16 protein-coding genes are annotated in these 23874 nt (G+C 59.1%); 2 read left to right on the top strand and 14 right to left on the bottom strand.

Translation table 11 applies throughout. The annotated features are described in order from the left end of the window. A complete protein-coding gene (locus NAC44_RS00595; RefSeq protein ID WP_250936839.1) occupies positions 1-1254 on the bottom strand; it encodes a sarcosine oxidase subunit beta family protein in 1254 nt (417 codons plus the stop codon). Between the two features lie 327 nt (positions 1255-1581). Here NAC44_RS00595 and rpsU point away from each other — a divergent pair, with 327 nt between their 5' ends. After that, complete coding sequence (gene rpsU / locus NAC44_RS00600) at positions 1582-1812, top strand: 30S ribosomal protein S21 (RefSeq protein ID WP_250937598.1); 231 nt, start codon at positions 1582-1584, stop codon at positions 1810-1812. Here rpsU and NAC44_RS00605 read toward each other — a convergent pair. Further along, positions 1809-1952 (bottom strand): hypothetical protein, encoded by a 144-nt coding sequence (locus NAC44_RS00605; protein ID WP_250936840.1) that lies wholly within the window; start codon positions 1950-1952, stop codon positions 1809-1811. The two genes, rpsU and NAC44_RS00605, sit on opposite strands and share 4 nt — an antisense overlap. Before the next feature lie 229 nt (positions 1953-2181). Here NAC44_RS00605 and NAC44_RS00610 point away from each other — a divergent pair, with 229 nt between their 5' ends. Further along, positions 2182-2961 (top strand): tetratricopeptide repeat protein, encoded by a 780-nt coding sequence (locus NAC44_RS00610; protein ID WP_250937600.1) that lies wholly within the window; start codon positions 2182-2184, stop codon positions 2959-2961. 77 nt (positions 2962-3038) lie between these two features. Here the strand turns inward: NAC44_RS00610 and NAC44_RS00615 are convergent, their stop codons facing one another. The 12 genes from NAC44_RS00615 to NAC44_RS00670 form a co-directional block, all read right to left on the bottom strand. Next, the gene (locus NAC44_RS00615) at positions 3039-3263 is read right to left on the bottom strand and encodes an aa3-type cytochrome c oxidase subunit IV (protein WP_250936841.1); all 225 of its coding nucleotides are present in this window, start codon (positions 3261-3263) and stop codon (positions 3039-3041) included. 401 nt (positions 3264-3664) lie between these two features. Continuing rightward, positions 3665-4153, bottom strand: a complete 489-nt coding sequence (locus NAC44_RS00620) for a MaoC family dehydratase (RefSeq protein WP_250936843.1) — start codon at positions 4151-4153, stop codon at positions 3665-3667. 186 nt (positions 4154-4339) lie between these two features. Continuing rightward, entirely contained in the window at positions 4340-6301 is a 1962-nt protein-coding gene (gene glgX, locus NAC44_RS00625) for a glycogen debranching protein GlgX (RefSeq protein WP_250936845.1), read from the bottom strand. A gap of 7 nt (positions 6302-6308) precedes the next feature. After that, a complete protein-coding gene (locus tag NAC44_RS00630; RefSeq protein ID WP_250936846.1) occupies positions 6309-7937 on the bottom strand; it encodes an alpha-D-glucose phosphate-specific phosphoglucomutase in 1629 nt (542 codons plus the stop codon). A 7-nt stretch (positions 7938-7944) separates the two neighbouring features. After that, a complete protein-coding gene (glgA, locus tag NAC44_RS00635) occupies positions 7945-9381 on the bottom strand; it encodes a glycogen synthase GlgA (protein ID WP_250936847.1) in 1437 nt (478 codons plus the stop codon). 57 nt (positions 9382-9438) lie between these two features. Beyond that, positions 9439-10698 carry a glucose-1-phosphate adenylyltransferase gene (glgC, locus tag NAC44_RS00640; protein ID WP_250936848.1) on the bottom strand — a complete coding sequence of 420 codons (1260 nt, stop codon included), beginning with the start codon at positions 10696-10698 and terminating at the stop codon, positions 9439-9441. 32 nt (positions 10699-10730) lie between these two features. Then, positions 10731-12944: a 1,4-alpha-glucan branching protein GlgB gene (gene glgB, locus NAC44_RS00645; protein WP_250936849.1), complete on the bottom strand. Its 2214-nt coding sequence runs from the start codon at positions 12942-12944 to the stop codon at positions 10731-10733. After that, the gene (locus NAC44_RS00650; RefSeq protein ID WP_250936850.1) at positions 12944-15406 is read right to left on the bottom strand and encodes a glycogen/starch/alpha-glucan phosphorylase; all 2463 of its coding nucleotides are present in this window, start codon (positions 15404-15406) and stop codon (positions 12944-12946) included. Before NAC44_RS00650 ends, glgB begins: the two co-directional genes overlap by 1 nt. A 364-nt stretch (positions 15407-15770) precedes the next feature. Next, a complete protein-coding gene (locus NAC44_RS00655) occupies positions 15771-17024 on the bottom strand; it encodes a vWA domain-containing protein (RefSeq protein WP_250936851.1) in 1254 nt (417 codons plus the stop codon). A gap of 133 nt (positions 17025-17157) precedes the next feature. Beyond that, positions 17158-18036, bottom strand: a complete 879-nt coding sequence (locus NAC44_RS00660) for a transglutaminase family protein (protein WP_250936852.1) — start codon at positions 18034-18036, stop codon at positions 17158-17160. A 5-nt stretch (positions 18037-18041) separates the two neighbouring features. Then, a complete protein-coding gene (locus NAC44_RS00665) occupies positions 18042-20432 on the bottom strand; it encodes a circularly permuted type 2 ATP-grasp protein (RefSeq protein WP_420839846.1) in 2391 nt (796 codons plus the stop codon). A gap of 33 nt (positions 20433-20465) precedes the next feature. Beyond that, positions 20466-23792 carry a transglutaminase family protein gene (locus tag NAC44_RS00670; RefSeq protein ID WP_250936855.1) on the bottom strand — a complete coding sequence of 1109 codons (3327 nt, stop codon included), beginning with the start codon at positions 23790-23792 and terminating at the stop codon, positions 20466-20468. Positions 23793-23874 lie beyond the last annotated feature (82 nt).

Raw genomic sequence — 23874 nt, forward strand, 5'->3', positions numbered from 1 at the left:
TCAGTGCGCTACGGCCGCAGCGGCAGCCTCGTCGATCAGTCGGCCGGTATTGAACCGGTTGAGCGTCAGCCCCTCGGCCAGCCGGTGCGGTTCACCTTTCGCAATCAGATGGGCGAAAAGATGGGCTGAGCCGGGCGTAGCCTTGAAACCGCCGGTGCCCCAGCCTGCATTGATGAACAGGTTCGGCACGGGCGTAACACTCTGGATGGCGGAACGATCCGGCGTGTTGTCGGTAATGCCGCCCCATTGCCGCATCATCTTGACGCGGCGGAAGATCGGGAACAGCTCGCAGATCGCGTCCAGTGTGTGGGTGATGATCTGAAGCCCGCCGGTCTGGGAGAAGGAATTATACTGGTCCGTGCCCGCGCCGATCACCAGTTCGCCCTTGTCGGACTGTGATATATAGGCATGCACCGTGTTGGACATGACCACGCAGGGGAAGATCGGCTTCAGCGGCTCGGAGACCAGTGCCTGCAAGGGATTGGAGGCAAGCGGCAGGCGCACGCCCGCCATGCCCATGATCAGCGAATTGTGGCCGGAGGCTGAGACGCCGATCTTCTTCGCCCCGATAAAGCCCTTCGAGGTTTCGACGCCGGTGACTTCGCCGTTGGCTCCGCGACGAATGGCGGTGACCTCACAATTCTGGATGATATGGACGCCGCGATCTGAGGCCGCCCGCGCATAGCCCCAGGCCACGGCATCGTGACGCGCCGTGCCGCCACGGCGCTGCAGGGCTGCACCATTGATCGGGTAACGGGCGGTCTTGGAAATGTCGAGCGGCGGACAATAAGCCTTGGCCTGTTCCGGCGTCAGCCATTCATTGTCGATACCGTAGAGCGAATTGGCATGGACATGGCGCTTGAAGCTCTGACGGTCATGGATATTGTGCGAGAGCATCATCACGCCGCGCGGCGAATACATGACATTGTAGTTGAGGTCCTGGGAAAGGCCCTCCCACAGCTTGAGCGAATGCTCGTAAATGTCCATGCTCTCTTCGTAGAGATAGTTGGAGCGGATGATGGTGGTGTTGCGCCCGGTATTGCCGCCGCCAATCCAGCCCTTTTCAATCACGGCAATATTGGTGATGCCGTGTTCCTTGGCCAGATAATAGGCCGCCCCCAGCCCGTGGCCGCCACCGCCGATGATGATCACGTCATAGGATTTCAGTGGCTCCGGCGAGGTCCATTGCGCGCTCCAGCCCTTATGGGCGCGCATGGCTTCCCGTGCCACGGCAAAGATCGAATATTTGCGCATCGGCTCACTCCTGTTCCGCAGGCCATGGTGTGGCGCTTCGGGTTTATCCCATCGGTCTGACAGATCACGACCGTCCTTGCGCCCTTTTTTGCGACATTGCCCTGTCCGGCTTTCGACAAGATGGCATTCTCTCTCCATCGCACTATCCCTGTGTTGCCGGTTTTTTTCAATGGCAGGCCGCCAATCCTACTGGACTTGATCTGCGCATTCTGATATTGGCGCTTGCTAATCGCTGATCCTACGGGTCAGGCGAATGTTTTATCTTTTGCCTCTGCAGGCGGCTATCGCCGCAGAGTTAAACAGCAAACCAAAGGAACGGGATTAGACGTGCAGGTACTTGTCCGCGATAACAACGTTGATCAGGCGCTCCGCGCCCTGAAGAAGAAGATGCAGCGCGAAGGCATCTTCCGCGAAATGAAAATGCGTGACTATTATGAAAAGCCGTCGCAGAAGCGCGCGCGTGAAAAGGCGGAAGCTGTTCGCCGTGTTCGCAAGCTGGCCCGTAAGCGCATGCAGCGTGAAGGCCTGATTGCAGGCCCGGCACGTCCGAGCCGCTAATTGGCCATAATCCGGCGTTTAATCGTGAGAAAAGCGGCGGCGGGCTCGCAGGCCGCTTTTTTGATGTCTGTATGACAAAGCTGTGTGCCATGATGCGACAGGTATTGCATCATGGTTAAAGACAATGCCAGTCTTGCCATGGCAGGTCTTCGAGGCGATACATGACGCAATCTCCAATGGGAGGGTGTCGTAACGCAAATCCGAAGGGCAGATTTTTGGGTTGGCCATCTTTGCGATGGTTTTGGACGGCGGAAGAAAAGCATGGATCCTATGGCATCTTCGGTAATCAGCAACGGTCCCGTTCGGGGCGCAACCAACTGTTCCCTTTTTGCCAAGGCCGCATTGGCCGCCGGTCTTCTGTCTATCCTGATGCTGTCAGGGTGCCAAACCTCGTCGAACATGACCTCCGACGTGATCACCATCGACAAGAGCCAGGGGTCGAAGGAAAATATCGACAGCCTGACGGCGGTCATCAACGCCAATCCGAAGGATCCGAGCGGCTATAATGTGCGCGGTTCCGCTTATGGTCGGGCAGGGGACTTCAACCGGGCGTTGGCCGATTTCACCACCGCTATCAAGCTCAATCCCAATTTCTATCAAGCCTATGCCAACCGTGCGCTGATCTATCGCAGCATGGGCCAGCCGGTGCAGGCAGCAGCCGATTATACCTCCGCGTTGAAGATCAATCCGAAATATGACGTCGCCTATATCGGACGCGGCAATATCTATCGTCAGGCTGGCCGGATTGATGAGGCGTTTCAGGATTTTTCCCGCGCCATCGATCTCGACACCACCGACGGGCGTGCCTATCACAATCGGGGTCTGATCTATCAGTTGCGCGGTCAGCATGAAAAGGCGATTGAGGATTTCTCCAAGGCGATCATGCTGTCGCCGAATGCGCCGGAGCCCTATAACGGTCGGGGCATCAGCTATCTGGCGCTGAATGATGACGACAATGCCTTTGCCGATTTCAATCACGCCATCGAGCTTAATCCAAAGCTGGCCGAAAGCTGGGCCAATCAGGCGCTAGTCTATGAACGGCGCGGCGACAAGGCCAAAGCGGCGCGTTCCTACGCCCATGCCGTCGCACTGGATCCAACCTACACGCCAGCCAAGGAAGGCCTGGCGCGGGTGCGCGGCAGCAGTTGATCTTGAGAATACAGCGTCAGAAAGCCGGTTCGTGAGAGCCGGCTTTTTTGTTGGTCACTCTGCCTGCAGCAGCAGCGTCAACCCATCAAGAACACACCGACGACGCTAAGGATCACGAAGACCAGAATGCCGCCGAGAAAACCGCCAGCGGTGAAGAAACCGGCGGCCATGCCCAACATCAGGGCGACGATGATGGCTGTTCCATATTTGGTGGCCGCAATGAAACGGTCATAGGTCTTTTCGTGTTCGCTGTAATCCATGGTCGCGCCGGTTTCGGCGGGGCCGGAAGGATGTTCCTGCATGATCCTCTCCTCTCCCAAAGGTCTTGCGCAAGCCATGACGGGTGACGCTTGCAGCAGACAGGCTTAAATTAGCGCAGCTTGTGATATTCGGCAATTGTTCTGATTTCTGCATTTTACCTGAGAGCGCTTCACTGTTTCACGGAAACTTGGAAGCGCTTTAATTTTTTTGTTTTTACGCAGTGCCAGACGGAAAACCGTTTCCTACTTTTCTCGGGACAATGCTCTACAGCGTCGTGCGCCAAATATGGCGCGCTAAGGTCGCTGTAACACTTTAAATCTGCGGCATCATTTCACCTTAAATCTCACCCGATTTAAGGAATATACAGTGGCAAGAGCGAACCTGATCAAGAAAGGCATCCCGTAACAATGGCGTTGGTCTGCTCATCGTTCACTCCCGCTGGTTACACACCCTCCGGCCTGTCCTTCGGGTCGAACTGGATCAGGGTCAGCCATTTCGCCGTCAGTGCCGGTTTGCGTTCCTCTTCGATCTCGATGGAGACGTCATAGGTGGTCATGACCATGCCGGCGCCGCGAAAGCGTGCGCCTTCGAGGATGAAATGACCGCGCACTCGCTTGCCTGAGCGCACCGGGCTCATGAAACGCACACTGTCAAAGCCGTAATTGATGCCCATGGTCTGCTCGCGCACCGTTGGCACGCAATCGTAATTCATCGCCGACAGTAGGGAAAGAGTGAGAAAACCATGGGCAATCGTGCCGCCATACGGCGTTTCGGCGCTGGCGCGGACGGGATCGGTGTGAATGAATTGATGATCATCGGTTGCTCTGGCAAAGGTATCGATCATCGTCTGATCGACGGTGAACCACTTCGAGATACCAAGGGTCTGGCCGACCAGGCCGGGTATATCTGAAAGGCTGATGTCATGAGGCATGAATGCGTCGCTTTCCTTTTTGGCACGGCAGCATCATGCGTCCGATCCTCGCATGATGTCTATAAGGCTCCTGATGTGCTGGAGAATGTCTGCATGCACATCCGATTCAGGCCATCATGACGTAGATGAGTTTTACGTCATGACAATGTCTGTCTTTCGATGGAGCATTTCCGAGATGGAAAACGATCAGTCCGGACGGGGAGATTCGATGGCAAAGGCAAGGCTGCGTTCCGGCAGGGCAAGACGTGTCACGTCGTCTCCGTCCAGCAAATCCTGCCATGCCCATCCCTCGCGCTGGGGCAGGGGCATGTCTGTCGCGCGGTGACGGTTGATGGCGATAGCAAGCCGCAGGCTCTTGCCGGTCTCGCCGTCGTTCGTGGTGAGGAGCATGGCAAGCCCCGGCCCGTATTCGGCCTGCCAGTCTTCCACAGTCATCGGCTGGCCGGAGAGCGACAGCCATGCGATATCGCCCGTGCCGGTGAAGAAGGCCGGATCGGCAAGGGTATTGAAACGTTTGCGCCAGCGTGACAGGCACGCCGCGTGATCGATCAATTCGCGGTCGAGACCCTGCCAGTCGAGCCAGGTGATGGCATTATCCTGGGCATAGGCATTGTTGTTGCCGTTCTGGCTGCGCCCGCCTTCATCGCCGGCGGTCATCATGACCCAGCCCTTGGAGACGAAAAGCGTGGCGATCAGCGCTTTCAGATCACGCCTGCGCGCGGCAAGAATGGCCGGATCCTCGCTTTTGCCCTCGACGCCATGGTTCCAACTGTAATTTTCATTGTGACCGTCGCGATTGTCTTCGCCGTTGTCTTCATTGTGCTTGCGGGCATAGGACACGAGATCGCAGAGGGTAAAGCCGTCATGGGCGGCGATGAAATTGACGCTACGGGTTTTTGCCGCCCCATCATGGCCGAATATATCCGAAGAGCCAGCAAGAATTGTGGCGATCTCTCCGGTCAGAGAGGTGTCGCCGCGCCAGAAACGGCGGATCGTGTCGCGGGCCCGGTCGTTCCATTCGAGAAACGGAGCGGGAAAGCGGCCCAGCTGATAGCCACCGGGGCCGATGTCCCAGGGTTCGGCAATCATCACCCGGTCTTTGAGCAGCTCATCGTTCAGCATGGCTGTCAGGGTTTCGCCTTGCGGCTCGAACCCTTGCGCCGTGCGCCCCAGAACCGGCGCCAGATCGAAACGAAACCCATCGACACCGGCATGACGGACGAAGCGGCGCAGGCTGGAGACGATCAGATCACGGACTGGTGCCGCGTCACAGGCAAGCGTATTGCCGCAGCCGGTATCGTTGACCAGCTCCCCCGGCTGGTTCGGCAGGTGCCGATAATAGCTGAGATTGTCGAGACCGCGGAGCGAAAGCGTGGTGCCGTGACGGTCGCTTTCGCCGGTGTGGTTGAAGACCAGATCGAGAATGACGCCGATGCCGTTGTCATGCAACGTCGCCACTGTCTCAGACAATTCCCGCCAGCCGCCGGGGCAGAGGCGGGGATCGAGCGCGGCAAAGGCCACAGGATTATAGCCCCAGCTGTTCGTCAGACCGAGCGGGGATAAATGCCGTTCGTCGATCCAGGCGGTGATCGGCATCAGTTCGACGGCATCGACGCCCAGATGCTTCAAATGCCGAAGAATGGCCGGATGGGCGAGGGCGGCAACGGTGCCACGCTGCTCTTCAGCGATGTCCGGATGCAACATGGTGAAGCCGCGCACGGAGATTTCATAGATGAAGCCGCCTTGGGGCAAAAGCGGCGGAACGATTTTCACGGTTTGCGGCGCAATCAGCCGGGCTTTCGGCATGAGATGCGCTGTCTCGGTGCCGAAGGCTTGCAGCGCTGGATCGTGGCGGAAAGGCCGGTCGATCTCCAGCGCATAGGGATCGACCAAAAGCTTGGCCGGATCGAACCACAGGCCGTTATCCGGGTTAAAATCACCCTCGGCGCGATAGCCATAAAGTGCACCTTCCCTGATCCCTTCGACCGCAACATGGTGCCAACCATCCTCCTGTCTCTGCATTGGCAGGCGACAAAGTTCTGTCTCGCCGAAAGAGTCGAACAGACAGAGGCTTATCTGCGTTGCATGGCGGGAATAGACGGAAAATTCCGCGCCTTTCTCTGTCAGATGTCCGCCAGCCTCTGCCATCGGCGTGTCAGGTAATGACGCTTGGCGCATCGCGCCCGGTGCGGGTTCGGATATCCGCCAGTTCTTCCGCCGCGGCAATCAGGTCGGCCAATGCCTCCTGGGTGTCGATATCGTGCAGGGCCGAATCCGGTTCGAAGCGGTCCATATAGACCCGCAGCGTCGCCCCGGAGGTGCCGGTGCCGGAGAGGCGGAAAATCAGCCGCGAACCGCCTTCGAAAAGGATGCGAATGCCTTGCTTGCGGCTTTCGGAATGATCGATCGGGTCGTGATAGGCAAAATCATCGGCGGTTTCGATGGTCAATTCGCCGATTTTCGTGCCGGGCAGGGTTTCGAGCCGGGCACGCAGAGCATCGATCAGGCCATTTGCGGCTTCGGCATCGACTTCCTCGTAATCATGGCGCGAATAATAGTTGCGGCCAAAGGCGGCCCAATGCTGGCGCACGATTTCCTGCACGCTTTCGCCGCGGCTGGCCAGTACGTTGAGCCAGAGCAGCACCGCCCAGAGTCCGTCCTTTTCGCGCACATGGCTGGAGCCGGTGCCGGCACTTTCCTCGCCGCAAATGGTCACTTTTCCGGCATCGAGCAGATTGCCGAAGAATTTCCAGCCGGTCGGGGTTTCATACATGCCGATTTTCAGCTTGTCGGCCACCCGGTCTGCCGCCGCACTGGTGGGCATGGAGCGGGCAATGCCGGCAATACCGCCGGAATAGCCGGGCGCAAGCCGTGCATTGGCGGCAAGAATGGCCAGACTATCGGAGGGGGTGACGAAAATGCCCTGGCCGATGATCAGATTGCGGTCGCCGTCGCCATCGGAGGCTGCGCCGAAATCGGGGGCGTCCTCGCCCATCATCTCGTCGAACAGGTCCTTGGCGTGCACAAGATTGGGGTCCGGATGATGGCCGCCGAAATCGGGTAGGGGCACGAAATTGCGCACCGTGCCGTCCGGTGCGCCCAGCCGGTTTTCCAGGATTTCCTTGGCGTAGGGGCCGGTGACGGCATGCATGGCGTCGAAGACCATGCGGAAACCGAGGCTGAACAGGTTGCGGATCGCCGGAAAATCGAACAACTGCTCCATCAGCGCGGCGTAATCGGCCACCGGATCGATGATTTCGACGCTCATAGCGCCCAGATCGAAACTGTGCAGCCGGTCAATATCGACATCGCCCATGTCGAGCGTTTTATAGGAGGTAATGGTCTTGGAATTGGCGAAGATCGCATCGGTGATCTTTTCCGGCGCCGGCCCGCCATTGCCGATATTGTACTTGATGCCGAAATCCTCGTTTGGGCCGCCGGGATTGTGGCTGGCGGAGAGGATGATGCCGCCGAAGGCCTTGTATTTGCGGATGATATTCGAGGCCGCAGGCGTCGATAAAATCCCGCCCTGACCGACCAGAACCCGGCCGAAACCGTTGGCGGCGGCCATTTTGATCGCTTTCTGGATCACCTCGCGATTGTAAAAGCGACCGTCGCCGCCGATCACCAGGGTCTTTCCCTTGAAATCCTCAAGCGAGTCGAAAATCGACTGGATGAAGTTTTCGGCATAGTGTTCCTGCTGAAAATGCGGAACCTTCTTGCGCAGGCCCGATGTGCCGGGCTTCTGGTCCGAATAGGGTTTGGTTGGAACCGTAATGATCATGCGTGTTTCAGCCTTTTCCGAGGAGGCGTTGATAAAGAGCAACGTAGAGTTCGGCGCTTTTCGCCCAGGATACGTCCGTCTTCATGCCCTGCTTCTGGATCTGATGCCATGTTTTCGTATCGTTATAGAGACGGAAGGCCCGGCGCAATGCCTGGCGCAAACCATCCGGCGTCACCGGAGAGAACTGCAGGCCCGTCGCTGCGCCTGCGGCAAGGGCTGCCGCATTGGCGTCAATGACGGTGTCGTTCAGTCCGCCCGTGCGTGCCACCACCGGAACGCAGCCGTAGCGCAAGCCATAAAGCTGGGTCAAGCCACAAGGTTCAAATCGGGACGGAATGAGAATGGCATCGGCACCTGCCTGCATGAGATGGGAGAGCGGTTCGTTATAGACGAGTTCGATGCCGATACGGCGCGGATGCCGTTCGGCCGCCGCCGTCAGCGCCCGTTCGAGCACAAGGTCGCCGGAGCCCAGAATGACCAGTTTGCCGCCCATGGTCACCAGTTCATCGGCCATGTCCGCCAGAACATCCATGCCTTTTTGCAGGGTGAGCCGGGAAATCACGGCAAAAACCGGCCCTTCATCGTCATCGATGCCGAAATGGGTGGCAATGGCGGCGCGGTTCTTTTTCCGCGTTGCCAGTCTTGCCAGCGTATAGCGGGCGGCGATTTCCGTGTCGGTCGCAGGGTTCCAGGTCTTTTCGTCGATACCGTTGACGATGCCGGACAGCGCGTCAGCGCGGCTGGCAATCAGCCCTTCCATGCCCATGCCGAATTCCGGTGTGAGGATTTCCTCGGCATAGGAGGGGCTGACCGTGTTGATCGCATGTGCCGTGACGATAGCACCTTTCAACATGGACAGCGTGCCGTAATATTCCAGCGCTTCCCACCAGGCATGATCGGGCAGGCCGAGCCCTTCGAACCGGTTTGAGGCAAACTGTCCCTGAAAGGCGATGTTATGGATGGTGAGCAGGCTCGGAATTTCCGGCTGGTCGCTGTAGCGCATGAAAACGGGGGAAAGGGCCGCCTGCCAGTCATGCACATGGACGAGATCGGGCTGCCAGCCGGGCAGCGCCCCCTGCGCCACCCGCGCTCCCGCCAGTGATAAGGCGGCAAACCGCTCGAAATTGTCGGCATAATCCCTGCCGTCACGCCCTATATACGGACCGCCATCGCGGTCATAAAGGGCAGGACTGTCCAGCACGAGAAGATCGAGGCCCGCAGCGCGCGCGCTGATCAGCCGCGCTTCCGCCCCGAAGAGATCAGGAAGGTCCAGCACGGTTTCAGCCGCCTGCAGACTGGCCATCACGGCGGGATAACCGGGCAGCAGCGTGCGGCTTTCCACTCCCAGCGGCTCCAGCGACAGCGGCAGGGCACCTGCCACATCGGCAAGCCCCCCGGTCTTGATCAGGGGATAGACTTCCGAGGCGATGGACAGAACGCGCATGGTGCTCCTTCTGTGCGGGGCCTGATGCGACGGGCGCCTGGCCTGTCGCGATCCCGCTTAGCTCAACTTGTCAATCATGGGTTGCGTTATCAGGCAGATGCCTTTTTCCGTTCGGCGGAAGCGTTTGGCGTCCATCTCCGGGTCTTCGCCGACGACCATGCCTTCGGGAATGGTAACGCCGCGCTCGACCACCACATTGGTCAGCCGGGCATGGCGACCGACCGTGACATTCGGCAGGATGACGCAGCCTTCCAGGCGCGAATAGGAATTGGCGCGGACCCCGGTAAACAGCAGGCTGTGAAACAGCGATGAACCGGAAATAATGCAGTCGCCCGAGACCAGCGAGGAAATCGCCGAGCCGCGACGGCCTTCGTCGTCATGGACGAATTTCGCCGGCGGGTTGATTTCGGCATAGGTCCAGATCGGCCAGGATTTGTCGTAGATGTCGAGTTCAGGCACGATGTCGGTCAGATCGACATTGGCCTGCCAATAGGCATCGATGGTGCCGACATCGCGCCAATAGGCGGCTTTTTCGAAATCGGAGCGCACGCAGGAGCGGGCGAAACGATGGGCCACCGCCTTTCCGTGCTCGACGATATAGGGAATGATGTCCTTGCCGAAATCCCGGCTGGAATTGGGGTCTGCCGCATCGCGCCGCAGGCAGTCGAGCAGGAATTTCGTATGAAAGACATAGATGCCCATCGAGGCAAGGGCGAAATCCGGCTTGCCGGGAATGGCCGGCGGATCGGCGGGCTTTTCGACGAAGGCGACGATTTCGTCCTTGTCGTTGACATGCATGACACCGAAGCCGGTCGCTTCCATGCGCGGCACTTCCATACAGCCGATGGTGACATCCGCGCCGCTGTCGACATGCTCCTGCAGCATCTGCTCGTAATCCATCTTGTAAATATGGTCGCCTGCGAGAATGACCATATATTCAGGACCGTAAGCTTCGATGATGTCGGCGTTTTGAAACACCGCATCGGCTGTGCCTTCATACCATTGGGTTTCGGAAACGCGCTGGCTGGCAGGCAGGATGTCGAAGCTTTCATTGCGCTCCGGCCGCAGGAAATTCCAGCCGCGCTGCAGATGGCGGATCAGCGAATGCGCCTTGTATTGTGTGGCCACACCAATGCGGCGGATGCCGGAATTCAGCGCGTTGGAGAGGGCGAAATCGATGATGCGGGCCTTGCCGCCGAAATAGACGGCGGGCTTGGCGCGCATGTCCGTCAGTTCCTTCAGGCGGCTGCCGCGACCTCCCGCCAGCACATAGGCCATGGCATCACGCGACAGGGGCTGGATTCTTTTGGTTGTCATATCTCGTTCTCCCCCGAACTGTTGTTGTCGTCTCAGGCTTCCGGTTCCAGCAGAATGACCGCCAGCGGCGGCAGCGCCAGAACGGCAGCAAAACCGCCGTCTTCCGTCTTCTTGGCCTCCACCCGACCGCCATTGCCCTTGCCGCTGCCACCGTAAATCTCGGCATCGGTGTTGAGAATTTCCCGCCAGCGACCGGCCACCGGCAGGTTCAGGCGGTAACGCTCATGATAGACCGGCGTCAGGTTGGCGATGACCGCAATCGGTTTTTCACCGGGTGCCTTGCGCAAAAAGGCAAAGACCGAATTGTCCATGTCCTCGGCAATCAGCCATTCGAACCCATCGCCCTCGCAGTCGCGCGCGTGCAGCGCGGGCTTGGCGCGATAGGTGAAGTTGAGATCGCGCACCAGACGGCGCATGCCCTCATGCAGCGGATATTGCAGCAGGGTCCAGTCCAGCGACCGGCTTTCGCTCCATTCGCTCCACTGGGCGAATTCCTGGCCCATGAACAGCAGCTTTTTGCCGGGATAGCCCCACATGAAGGCATAATAGGCGCGCAGATTGGCGAATTTCTGCCAGTCGTCGCCGGGCATCTTGGCAATCATCGAGCCTTTGCCATGCACCACCTCATCATGGGAGATCGGCAGCACGAAATTTTCGCTAAAGGCATACAGCAGCCCGAAGGTGATCTCCTGATGGTGATATCTGCGATGCACCGGATCGCGGGAAAAATAGCTCAGCGTGTCATGCATGAAGCCCATATTCCACTTGAAGCCGAAGCCAAGGCCACCCTCATGCACCGGATGGGAGACCTTGGGCCAGGAGGTGCTTTCCTCGGCAATGGTCATCGCCTGGGGATGTGCGCCATAGACATGCTGGTTCATCTTTTGCACAAACCGCACGGCATCGAGATTTTCCCGCCCGCCATATTCGTTCGGCACCCACTCGCCCTCTTTGCGCGAATAATCGAGATAAAGCATCGAGGCGACCGCATCCACCCTCAGCCCGTCGAGGTGAAACTTCTCCGTCCAGTAGAGCGCATTGTTGACCAGATAGGACAGAACCTCGATGCGGCCGAAATTATAGATCGCCGTGTTCCAGTCCGGGTGAAACCCTTGACGCGGATCTTCATGCTCGTAAAGGGCGGTGCCGTCGAACCGGCGCAGCCCATGCGCATCCATGGGAAAATGCGCTGGCACCCAGTCCAGAATAACGCCGATGCCGACCTTGTGACAGCCATTGACGAAGCGGGCAAAGCCTTCCGGTTCGCCGAAACGGGCCGATGGCGCATAAAGCCCGGTGGTCTGATAGCCCCAGGAGGGGTCATAGGGATGTTCGCTGATGGGCAGAAATTCGATATGGGTAAAACCCATATCGGTCACATAGGGGATCAGCCGGTCGGCCAGTTCATCCCAGCTGAGAAAGCTGCCATCCTCACGCTTCTGCCAGGAGCCTGCGTGAACCTCATAGATCGAAATCGGCTGACGGCGCTTGTCGATCCGGCTCCAGTGATCGATATGGGCGGCATCCTCCCAGACCTGCTCCAGCTCCGGCGCGGTGATCGAGGCTGTTTGCGGGCGAAGCTCGCTGGCGCGGGCATAAGGATCGGCTTTCAGCGGCAAAAGCGTGCCATCCATGCCGATGATTTCAAACTTGTAGGCGGATCCGGCGCGCACATCGGGGGCAAAAATTTCCCAGATGCCGGTGTCGCGCCTCAGCCGCATCACATGGCGGCGACCGTCCCATTCGTTGAAATCGCCCACCACCGACACGCGCTGGGCATTTGGCGCCCAGACAGAAAAGTGAAAGCCCTCCACCCCTTCATGGCGCAGAGGATGTGCCCCCATCCTGTCGAACAGTCTGAGATGGGAACCTTCGCGGACGAAATAATCGTCCATCGGCCCCAGCACCGGGCCGAAACTATAGGTATCGGTGACCGACCATTCGACATCGCCGCGAAAGGCGCGGTAACGCAGGGGCTGAAACTGCCGGATCGAAACCGGCCCGACAAAAAAGCCTGCCGGATGCAGGCAGGCCAGCGTTCCGATCGCAGCGCCATCCAGCGTCAGCACGCTGACGCCTTCGGCTCCGGGCAGAAAGCAGCGGGCGACAAAGCCGTCTGCGGTTTCATGCGGCCCCAGAATGGCGAAGGGATCGGGATGGCGCCCAGACACGATGGCTTCGATTTCATCGGGGGAGGGGCTGGCGGAGGCTTTTGGCTTTTCCGCCTGCCGGGGGGATTTCGTCATCAGGCTCTCCAGATATCCGCGCTGTAACTGCGGATGGTGCGGTCGGAGGAGAACCAGCCCATACGGGCGGTGTTGAAAATTGTCTTCGAAGTCCAGGCGTCGCGGTCGAGCCAGAGTTCGTCCACCTGACGCTGGGCATTGGCATAGGCATCGAAATCCGCGGCGACCATAAACCAGTCGTGATTGTACAGCCCATCGACCAGTTCGCCGAAGCGACTGCGGTCATCAGGCGAGAAAACGCCAGAGGCAATCGCGTTCAGGGCCTGCGATAATTCCCGCGAGGCTTCAATCACGGCACGAGGATTGTGCCCATCCGCCCGCGCTTTGCCGACAGCCTCCGAGGTCATGCCGAAAATCACGATATTCTCCTCCCCGACATGCTCGCGCATTTCCACATTGGCGCCATCGAGTGTGCCGATGGTCAATGCACCGTTTAACGCGAATTTCATGTTGCCGGTTCCAGAGGCTTCCATGCCTGCGGTGGAAATTTGTTCCGACAGATCGGCGGCGGGCACCATGACTTCGGCGAGCGAGACGTTGTAATTGGGAATGAACACGACTTTCAGCAGGTTGCGTACCGAAGGATCGTTGTTGATCACCCGTGCCACGTCATTGATCAGTTTGATGATCAGCTTGGCATTATGATAGCTGGGGGCTGCCTTGCCTGCGAAAAGCTTGACACGCGGCACCCAGTCGCGTTCGGGATGGGAGCGCATCTGGTCGTATAGCGCCACCGTCTCGATGATATTGAGCAATTGGCGTTTATATTCGTGAATGCGCTTGATCTGGATGTCGAACAGCGCCGAGGGATCAAGCCGGATGCCCATGCGGGCGGCGACGAGATTGGCAAGCCGCACCTTGTTGTCGTGCTTGACGGCGGCGAATTTCTCCTGAAAGCCGCGGTCATGGGCGAAACGGTCAAGCGCCGTCAGCTTTTCGGCGTCATCCATGAAATCGTCGCCGATTGCCTCGCGGATCAGCCCGGTCAGGCCAGGATTGCACTGCATCAGCCAGCGGCGTGGGGTAATGCCATTGGTCTTGTTGTTGATCCGGTCGGGATAGAGCCGGTTGAGATCGGCAAACACCGTTTCCTTCATCAGCTCCGTATGCAGGGCAGACACACCATTGATCGAATGCGAGCCCATGAAGGCGAGATTGCCCATGCGCACGCGGCGGTCGCCATTTTCGTCGATCAACGAGATGGCAGCGATTTCGCCGTCGGAAAAGCCTTTTTCCTTGCGCGCCTCGCGCAGGCATTTGGCGTTGATGGCATAGACGATCTGCATGTGGCGCGGCAGAAGCCGCTCGAACAGCGGCACCGGCCAGCTTTCCAGCGCCTCGGGCAGGAGTGTGTGGTTGGTATAGGCAAAAACGCCCTTGCAGATCTCCCAGGCCTCGTCAAAGTTGAGGCCGTGAATATCGGTGAGCTGGCGCATCAGCTCGGCAACCGAGACCGCCGGATGGGTGTCATTGAGCTGGATGGCCACCTTGTCCGGCAATTGGGCAAGCGTATTGCCCTGCTGCAGATGGCGGCGCACGATGTCCTGCAACGAGGCGGAGCAGAAGAAATATTCCTGCCGGAGCCTGAGTTCCTGACCGGCAGGGGTGGCATCGGCAGGATAGAGCACCCGTGTCAGCGTTTCGGCCCGGTTGCTTTCGCGCAGCGCGCCGATATGGTCACCGGCATTGAAGGCGTCGAGCAGGATCGGATCGATCGGCTGGGCCGACCAGAGCCTCAGCGTATTGATCCGTTCGCCGCGCCAGCCGACGATGGGGGTGTCATAAGCCATGGCGATGACGCGCTCGCTTGGCTTCCACACGTGGCGGGGCTCGTCATTGCCGGTGGATACGGTTTCCACGCCGCCGCCAAAGCCGATTTCATAGGAGCTTTCCCGGCGCTCAAACTCCCAGGGATTGCCATGGGCAAGCCAGGTTTCCGGCAGTTCCACCTGCCATCCATCGGCCATCTGCTGGCGAAACAGCCCGTGCACATAGCGGATGCCATAGCCATAGGCGGGAATGTTGACCGTGGCCATCGATTCCATGAAACAGGCCGCGAGACGACCGAGACCGCCATTGCCGAGGGCCGCATCCGGCTCCAGACCGGCGATCACCGCAAGATCGACACCGAGCGAACCAAGGGCTGCCTGAATCTCTTCCATCAGGCCGAGATTGCTCATGGCATCGCGCATCAGGCGACCGATGAGGAATTCCAGAGACAGATAATAGACGCGCTTGGCATTGGTGGCATAGGTGGCGCGGGTACTTTCCATCCACTTGTCGATGATGCGGTCGCGCACCACAAGGATGGTGGCGGTCAGCCAGTCATGCGGCTGGGCGACCTTGGCGTCCTTGCCGATGCTGTACGCCAGATGTTCAATGATCTCGGCGGCCAGTGCCTCCGGTGTCGAGACACGTGGAGCCGGCAGGGGAAGGTCGCTTTGCTTGAGAGTTTCCGTCATGACACCGCCACAGGAGAGAGAGGGGAGCGTTTTTCATCCGCTTGATTTGAACCGGATGGAAAACTCACTTCGACCAAGACCTGTTCCCGCTGTTTGTAATGTCTGTCGTCTTTTCGGCGGAAATCAGTGTCCGGCTCTGCTGAGAGCGGTTCAGTGTTTCACGCAAACACTGAACCGCTCTCAGTCTTTATTCTGACGCATTTCCGGACGGAAAACTGTTTCACACTTTTCCCGGACAATGCTTTAAATACCACTCTAAGCAGCGTTTTTTATCATGGCAATAAAGGATTTACCACGAAGCCGATTTTCTGCGGTTTCGCGGTAAATCCTTGAGCGGCAATTCTTTCTTGACTTTTCGGCTTTCTCAGTTCGTCAATCGAGTCGCGCTCTGCGTGGCCTTTTCGGCAATAGATCCGAAGGCGGCGACGATGTCTGCCATGGTGTTCGGCTGGAAATAGTCGTCGCTGCTTGAGGCGCAATATTGCAGCAGGGATTTGCCGCGGTCCGGGGCCATGAAGGCAACGGTGAAAATCTGGATACCATCTGCCTTGATGCTGGCGCAGAGCGAGCGGACATTGGCATCCAGTGAGGAATTCCAGGTGCTGCTGTTTCCGGTCATCTCGCCATCGGTCATGAAGATGAGATATCGGTCGAACTTGGAAACGCCATAACTTGCATGCGCTACCGCTTCGGTGGTGTTGGCGGATTTCAGCGCATTATAGGCATTGGTCAGGGCACCGGTGGCGTCGGTGCCGCCTGTCGGATAGGTCGGAATATTGTTGACATAGGTGGTGGCTGCCGATGTGCCCCATTGTATGTTTTGGGGGGTCTGGGCGGAGCCGTTGAAACTGTCGGCACCCATGCGGATGAGTTCGGATTGCGGTTTGGAATTGGCGCTGTAGGTCGGATCTGCATTGTTGAGAATTTGTGCCATATAGGCGACAGCCGTCTTTAGCGCCGTGCTCTTGTTGATGTAGCAAGGAGATGAGTACCAAAGATAAGGATAATAGCCCCAATTGCTGTCAGTATAGTTCTGGCAGGAGTTTTGCGAGGTGTTGATCTGGTCGGTGACGAAGGACATGGAACCGGAGCGGTCCAGCACCAGATAGAGTGAAAGGCCCCGCTGACTTGCTGTCGTACCTGCCTGAGCAGTGCTGGATGCGCTGAGTGTGACTGTCTTCCAGCCCATGACCTGCGACAGCGGGTTCATCTCTATCGTATAGGTTTTGGTCATATTGACCGTATAGGTGGTGCTTTTGCCTGATGTCGTCGCACTTATATTGATTGTCGGTGGGGCGTTGGTGTTGGTCTGGCTGATCTCGGTGGAGCCCTGCTCATCGGCCAGGGCATTGGCAAGCTGGCTGGCGATGAAGCTGTTGGCCAGCGCCTCTGCGTCTTCCTGGCTCTGGCCCTTGCTCAGCGCCGAGGCTGCTGCAAGCGTTGCCGCATCAACCGCGCTTTGCAGTACACGCTTTGTTTCCACCATTTTTGTTGCATCCATGGCAAGACCGGCCGAGCCTAGGGCTATCGGCAGGATGATTGCGGTCATGATGCCGAAATTGCCGCCCTTGTCGGCGATCAATCGGTGGAAATTGCTCTGCAATCGCTTGTCGGACATGTACCCAGCCCCAGACATGAAACATCTTCTGTCTGAATAGGTCAGAGGGGTTATTTTGAGTTTAAACAACAAGATTGAATTTTAATGAATCCCATAAAAGGACATCTGTGAATGCGATATCATTTGGACAGCCTCAGCTCAGGGGAATGAGGTCAACCTCCTGTACCGTGCTGTGGCTGCCATAGCCTTTCAACACGCCGATCACCGGGGCGACGTCGGCATAATCGCGGCCATAACCGACGACGACATGGTCGGCACTGGCGGGAATGTTGTTGGTCGGATCGAGTTCGATCCAGCCCATGGTCTTGCCGCACCAGACCCTGACCCAGGCATGCATGGCATCGGCACCTGCCAGCCTTTCCTTGCCCGGAGGCGGAATGGTGCGCAGGAAGCCGCTGACATAGCCGGCGGGAATGCCGAGGCTGCGCAGACCGACAATCATGATATGGGCAAAATCCTGGCAGACACCGCGTTTCAGCCGGAAGGATTCGGCAACAGGCGTATCCACCGTCGTCGCCTTGGCGTCATATTTGAAATCCTTGTGGATGCGGGCACAAAGATCGCGGGCAATCTGGTGAACGGTCATGCCGGGTCTTATCCCCTTGCGGGCATAGTCGGCGATATCGCTGTCGTCGGCAAGACGCGGACTCTGTCCCAGAAAGTGATGGGGTGAGGCAGCGGCGAGAGACCATTCCTCGGCAATCTCGCTGGAAAGCCGATCGAGAGGCGGCGAAAAATCCGCCGTCATCGGCAGGTTTTCCACCTGAACCCGTGCCTGAAGCCGGATATCGAGTTTCTCATGCGGGGAGCGATAAGCAAAGGTAATGGCGGGCTGGGTGAAGAAATCGGTAAAGCCGCCCCGTTCGTCCGGTTCGGGCGCTATCGTCACCGAACCGGCAATCAATCGTTGCCGGTCGGGGAGCGACAGCGGCATGATTCTGAGAATATGCCGTCCGCCCGCAGCGGGAATATCATAGCTATAGCCCAGATGAAGCGTGAGATCGTAGAGCATGGGTGCTATCCGAGGTAGGTCTGGGCGAGAAGATCGGACAGAGTTTCAAGCTCGCGCTCGAGTGTCTGAAACACCTCAGGCGTCAACAGATCAGGGGTCATGACCGCCACACTGGCCTGGACTTTCGTGGTTTCGCGCAAAAGCCTGGACATCTGGCCATTGGTGTGGGCATTGGGCAATTCCGCCACCTCGGCGTGAATTTCATTGAGCTGGAACAGGATCGAACGCGGATTGAGCGGATCGAGCGCCAGAAGATCAGTCACGGTCAGATAAGCGGTGTTGACATTATAGCGTCGCCGGTGGGTCATGACGCTGTCACCGATTTCGAGCAGCATGTCGAGCGCCCCGTCCGGCGTTTGCGGTGCGGTCATGTGGCCGAGAAGCCGCGTCATGTGTAGACCGCGCTCCAGCGTCCGGCCGATCGTCAGAAATCGCCAGCCGGTGAAGCGATACATGTTTTCATGCACCAGACCGGCAAAACCTGCCAGCTTGCGCAACAGCACCGTCATGGCATGGGCTGCATCGTCGCCGGGGCGCACTTTTTCATGAAAACGACGGGCAGTCTTGGCGAGATCGTTGAGGGCCAGCCAGCCATCGGGAGAGAAACGGTCGCGGATATTGGAGGCGGAATAGACGGCGCTGTTGATGTTGGCGATCAGGCTGTCCGGCACGCCTTGAGCGGTTTCGATGTCAAGTGCTTCGAGATATTGGCTGACAAAGGCGAGAAGCGGCTGTTTGCGGTCTGCTGTCTCGGCGAAACGGGCGTGCCAGGCGCGCAGGATTCTGAGCGCGCCTTCCGCGCGCTCGATATAGCGGCCCAGCCAGAAGAGATTGTCGGCGGCCCGGCTCGGCAGGCTGCCTGGCAGATTGCGGGTAAACTGTTCCTCGGCGGGCAGCAGGCTGACCCGCTCGACCGGTTTTTCAGACACAATCCATACATCCGCCGCCGAACCGCCCGCCTGCATGGCAATGGCGGTGGCATCCGTGCCGGAGCCGATGCGACCGAAACCGCCGGGCATGATCTGCCAGCCATCCCTGGTGCGTGCGGCAAAAACGCGAAGGCTCATCGGTCTTGGTTTCAGTCGGCCATCGACCATGGCGGGCGTGGTTGACAATGTCACCGCTTCCTGTCCGACAAGTTTCAGTCCGTCGCTTTCCAGCCAGCCGGTGATGATCTGCTGGGCCGTGGCCCGCAGACTGGCGCCCAGCACGGATTCGCGATTGTCGTCGAAAAACGGCTGGCGCGAATAGGCCGGGCCGATGACCATTTTTTCGATATGGCGGGCAACATGCTCGCGCTCGGCTTTCTGGCCGCACCACCAGGTGGCGATCGACGGCAGTTTCAGCTCTTCTCCCAGAAGATGGCGACAGAGCGAGGGCAGAAAGGCGAGAAAGGCGCGGGTTTCGAGAATGCCGGAGCCAAGCGCATTGACGAAGGTGACAGAGCCGTCCCGCAGCGCCTGCACCATGCCCGGCGTGCCGATATGGCTCATCTGGTTGAGTTCGAGCGGGTCGGCGAAAGCCGCATCCAGCCTGCGCCACAAGACGCTGATGGGTTTCAGCCCGGCTACGGTGCGCACCATGACCTTGCCGTTCATCACCGTCAGATCCTCGCCCTCCAGCAGCATGATGCCGAGATAGCGGGCAATATAGGCGTGCTCATAATAGGTTTCATTGGCGGGGCCGGGGGTCAGCACGGCGATGCGGTCGTCCGCCGAAAGTTTGTGGCCCTGAAGCGCATCGCGGAATGCGCCGAAAAACGAGGCCAGCCGATGCACATGGGTTTCGGCATAGATGTCGGAAAAGGCGCGTGCCGTCGCCACCCGGTTTTCCAGCGCAAAGCCCGCGCCGGAGGGCGCCTGGGTGCGGTCGGCCAGCACCCACCAGTTGCCGTCCGGTCCACGGCCGATCTCGAAGGCGCAGAAATGCAGATAATGGCCGCCCGCCGGTTTGACACCGACAAGAGGTCGCAGGAATTCGCCATTGGCGGCAATGAGCTGCGGCGGCAGATAGCCTTCGCGCACCAGCCGGTTGTCGCTGTAGATGTCGGCGACAACCTGTTCGAGCAGCTCTGCCCGCTGCACCAGCCCGTCGGAGAGAACCTGCCACTCGGCATCGGAAATCAGCACCGGAATATGGGAAAAGGGCCATGCCCTTTCCGAGGAACTGACAGCCCCGTCATAGGCACGGTAAAACACGCCGGCATCGCGCAGATAGCGGTCGGCACGGGCGAAGCGCTCGTGCAGCTCTTCCGGTCCCATATGGTTGATGGCGGTCACGAAACTCTGCCAGACCGGACGAATGTGGCCTTCCGCATCGAGCATTTCGTCGGCAATGCCGGGCAGGGCACGATAGTCCTCCCCCAGCGCCGGTGCAGGTGCTGCGGTTGGAACGATCGTGTCTGCCGTCTGGCGTGTCGTCATTTCGTCTTACAATCCTTGCGGGCGGCGCAGATCCAGCGTATGCGGGCATTCGGGCGACACGGTTTCCGGCCAGAGCGTGTAGGCCCCGGCTGTATGGCCAAAGGGCTCGAACCGCGCAAGCCGCCGGGCTTCCGCTTCATTGCCATTCACAGGGAATGTATCGTAATTGCGCCCACCGGGATGGGCGACATGATAGATACAACCGCCAATCGCGCGGCCTGTCCATCGATCATATACGTCGAATATTAGCGGTGTATTGACAGGCAGCACCGGATGCAGGCCGGAGGCAGGCTGCCAGGCTTTGTAGCGCACACCCCCTACGGCAACGCCATTGACGCCGGTTTTCGCCAAAGGCACCTGTCGCCCGTTGCAGGCGACGACGTAACGGTCCGGATTGCCGGTGTCGAGTTTGACCTGAAGCCGCTCGACGGAGGAGTCCACATAACGCACCGTGCCGCCGGCAGCGCCCTGTTCGCCCATGACATGCCAAGGCTCCAGCGCCTGCCTCAGCTCCAGCTTCGAGCCTTCGTATTCCACTTCGCCGAAGAAGGGGAAGCGGAATTCGAGCTGAGCTGAAAACCATTCCGGCTTGAAGTCGAAGCCGTGATCCCTGAGGTCAGAAAGCACCTCAAGAAAATCCTGCCAGACATAATTTGGCAGCATGAAGCGGTCATGCAGCGCCGTACCCCAGCGGACGAAATTGCCGGTGATCGGGTTTTTCCAGAAGCGGGCGATCAGCGCCCGGATCAGCAGTTGCTGGGCAAGCGACATGCGGGCATTCGGCGGCATTTCGAAGCCGCGGAATTCGACGAGACCGAGCCTTCCGGTTGGCCCGTCCGGCGAAAACAGCTTGTCAATGCAGATTTCCGAACGATGGGTATTGCCGGTGACATCGACGAGAAGATTGCGGAACAGCCTGTCCACCAGCCAGGGCAGGGGCGGCAGCGCGCCCTGACCGGGCAGCGGGATCTGCGCCATGGCGATTTCCAGCTCATAGAGACTGTCATGGCGGGCTTCGTCGATGCGCGGCGCCTGACTGGTCGGGCCGATGAACAGGCCGGAAAACAGATAGGAGAGCGAAGGATGACGCTGCCAGTGCAGCACCAGACTCTTTAACAGGTCCGGGCGGCGCAGGAAGGGGCTGTCATTGGGGTTTGCGCCCCCGACCACGACATGGTTGCCGCCGCCGGTGCCGGTATGGCGGCCATCGATCATGAACTTGTCGGCCCCGAGCCGTGTCTGGCGGGCTTCCTCATAGATCGCGGTGGTGATGTCGACGCAGTCCTGCCAGTGGTAGGCCGGGTGGATATTCACCTCGATCACGCCCGGATCGGGGGCGACGCGAATGACATTCAGCCGCTCGTCCTGCGGCGGCGTATAGCCTTCGATGTGGATCGGCAGTGACAGTGCTGTTGCGGCACGTTCGGCGGAGGCGAGCAGATCGAGATAATCCTCCAGCGTCGCTGTCGGCGGCATGAAGACGCAGAGCCGTCCGTTGCGCGCTTCCACCGAAATCGCGGTGCGCACCCGGCCGCCGATTTCCTCGTAGGATTGCGGCATGCGGTTCTGTTGAGCGATGTCCGCCTGGAAGGAATGTTCCGGCAGGATACGGCCTTTTTCGGTCGAGAAATCCGGCAAAGGCGGCTTTTCCACCGTGGGGTCGGCGGGATTGATATAGGGATACCAGGCCGGCGGTACATAAGGCAGCGTATTCAGCGGCAGACGGAAACCGACCGGGCTGTCGCCGGGAACCAGATAAAGACGCCCGCGCCGTGTGCTCCAGACTTCGCTCACCCAGGTGCGGCCCGAAACCCGTGCCTGCCATGCCTGAACCGGCAGCACATAGCCCGCCGGTGTCGTCAGACCATTGGAAAAGACCTTGGCGATGCGGCTGCGCTCTTCCGGGTCCTTGAGCTTTGAATTGGCCGGATCGACATTTTCCGGCAGATTGGCTTCCTTGATAAGCCATTCCGCCGGATCTTCATAAGCGGGCATGACATGGGTGGGGGCAATATCGAGCTCGACGGCGATGGCCTGCAACAGTTTGGCTGCATCCTCGTGGGTGACCTGGTAGTTTTTGTCTTCCAGCGCCACCAGTTCGGGGTTCTGCCAGACCGGCAGACCGTCGCGCCGCCAATAGAGCGAAAAGGTCCAGCGTGGCAGGCTTTCGCCGGGATACCACTTGCCCTGGCCGTAATGCAGGAAACCGCCCGGTGCGAAACGCTGCCGCAGGCGGCGGATCAGCAGATCGGCCTTGGCACGCTTGGTCGGACCGACGGCGGCGGTGTTCCATTCCTCGGACTGGAAATCGTCGATGGAGACGAAGGTTGGTTCACCGCCCATGGTGAGGCGCACGTCGCCGGCGCGCAATTCGGCATCGACTTTTTCGCCGAGCGCATTCAGCGTCTCCCAGCTTTCCTCGGAAAAGGGCTTGGTGATACGCGGATGTTCGGCAACCCGCTTCACCTGCATGTCAAAGGCGAAGTCGGTCTTGGCCTCGCCAAAGAAACCGCCGGAAATCGGCGCGGCATTGCGGTAATGCGGTGTGGCGGCCAGCGGAATATGGCTTTCGCCGGTCAAAAGCCCCGACGTTGGATCGAGGCCGATCCAGCCTGCTCCGGGAATATAGCATTCCGCCCAGGCATGAAGATCGGTGAAATCCACCTCGGTTCCAGACGGTCCGTCCAGTGCCTTCAGATCCGGCGTCAGCTGGATGAGATAGCCGGAGACGAAACGGGCGGCAAAGCCCAGACGGCGCAGGATGTTGACGAGCAGCCAGCTGGTGTCGCGGCAGGAGCCCTTGGCCCGTTCCAGCGTCTCGTCCGGCGTCTGCACGCCCGGCTCCATGCGGATGACATAGCCGATGTCCTGCTGCAATTTCGCATTGATGCCGACAATCATATCCACCGTGCCCTGACCGGGCGTCTGGTCGATGGTTTTCATATAGGCATCGACACGGGGGCAGTCCGGCTCGGGCTTTTTGTAGATCGCCAGATCCTCGGCAATATCGGCGCTGTAGCTGAACGGCCACTTCACCGCCTCTTCCTCGGTGAAGAAGTCGAACGGGTTATAGACCGTCATGTCGGCGATGAGATCGACCTCGATCTTCAGTTCGCGCACGGGCTCGGGAAAAACGAAGCGGGCGAGATAATTGCCGTAAGGGTCCTGTTGCAGATTGACGAAATGATTGGCGGGGGAAACCTTCAGCGCGTGGGACAGAACCTTGGTGCGTGAATGCGGGGCGGGCTTCAGGCGGATGATCTGGGGTCCAAGGCGGACCGGCTTGTCATAAATGTAATGGGTGAGATGATAAATGCTTGCCTTGATTGCCATGGAACCCCTCATCCGGTTGTCCGGACATGATCTTATTGTGGTGTGAGGGTGATCTTGTGCAATGCAATCGGGAAAAGCAAGG

This window comes from Allorhizobium sonneratiae, assembly GCF_023700755.1.
In the GTDB taxonomy this organism is placed as follows: Bacteria; Pseudomonadota; Alphaproteobacteria; order Rhizobiales; family Rhizobiaceae; genus Allorhizobium; species Allorhizobium sonneratiae.

What these genes read in the sequence shown, in the direction of transcription:
- glgX (WP_250936845.1), bottom strand. Translation starts at nt 6,301, where the DNA reads ATGGCAGAGGCTGGCGGACATCTGACAGAGAAAGGCGCGGAATTTTCC.
- NAC44_RS00630 (WP_250936846.1), bottom strand. Translation starts at nt 7,937, where the DNA reads ATGATCATTACGGTTCCAACCAAACCCTATTCGGACCAGAAGCCCGGC.
- glgB (WP_250936849.1), bottom strand. Translation starts at nt 12,944, where the DNA reads ATGACGAAATCCCCCCGGCAGGCGGAAAAGCCAAAAGCCTCCGCCAGC.
- NAC44_RS00595 (WP_250936839.1), bottom strand. Translation starts at nt 1,254, where the DNA reads ATGCGCAAATATTCGATCTTTGCCGTGGCACGGGAAGCCATGCGCGCC.
- NAC44_RS00610 (WP_250937600.1), top strand. Translation starts at nt 2,182, where the DNA reads ATGCTGTCAGGGTGCCAAACCTCGTCGAACATGACCTCCGACGTGATC.
- glgC (WP_250936848.1), bottom strand. Translation starts at nt 10,698, where the DNA reads ATGACAACCAAAAGAATCCAGCCCCTGTCGCGTGATGCCATGGCCTAT.
- NAC44_RS00670 (WP_250936855.1), bottom strand. Translation starts at nt 23,792, where the DNA reads ATGGCAATCAAGGCAAGCATTTATCATCTCACCCATTACATTTATGAC.
- NAC44_RS00655 (WP_250936851.1), bottom strand. Translation starts at nt 17,024, where the DNA reads ATGTCCGACAAGCGATTGCAGAGCAATTTCCACCGATTGATCGCCGAC.
- NAC44_RS00615 (WP_250936841.1), bottom strand. Translation starts at nt 3,263, where the DNA reads ATGCAGGAACATCCTTCCGGCCCCGCCGAAACCGGCGCGACCATGGAT.
- NAC44_RS00660 (WP_250936852.1), bottom strand. Translation starts at nt 18,036, where the DNA reads ATGCTCTACGATCTCACGCTTCATCTGGGCTATAGCTATGATATTCCC.
- NAC44_RS00650 (WP_250936850.1), bottom strand. Translation starts at nt 15,406, where the DNA reads ATGACGGAAACTCTCAAGCAAAGCGACCTTCCCCTGCCGGCTCCACGT.
- glgA (WP_250936847.1), bottom strand. Translation starts at nt 9,381, where the DNA reads ATGCGCGTTCTGTCCATCGCCTCGGAAGTCTATCCCCTGATCAAGACC.
- NAC44_RS00620 (WP_250936843.1), bottom strand. Translation starts at nt 4,153, where the DNA reads ATGCCTCATGACATCAGCCTTTCAGATATACCCGGCCTGGTCGGCCAG.
- NAC44_RS00605 (WP_250936840.1), bottom strand. Translation starts at nt 1,952, where the DNA reads ATGGCAAGACTGGCATTGTCTTTAACCATGATGCAATACCTGTCGCAT.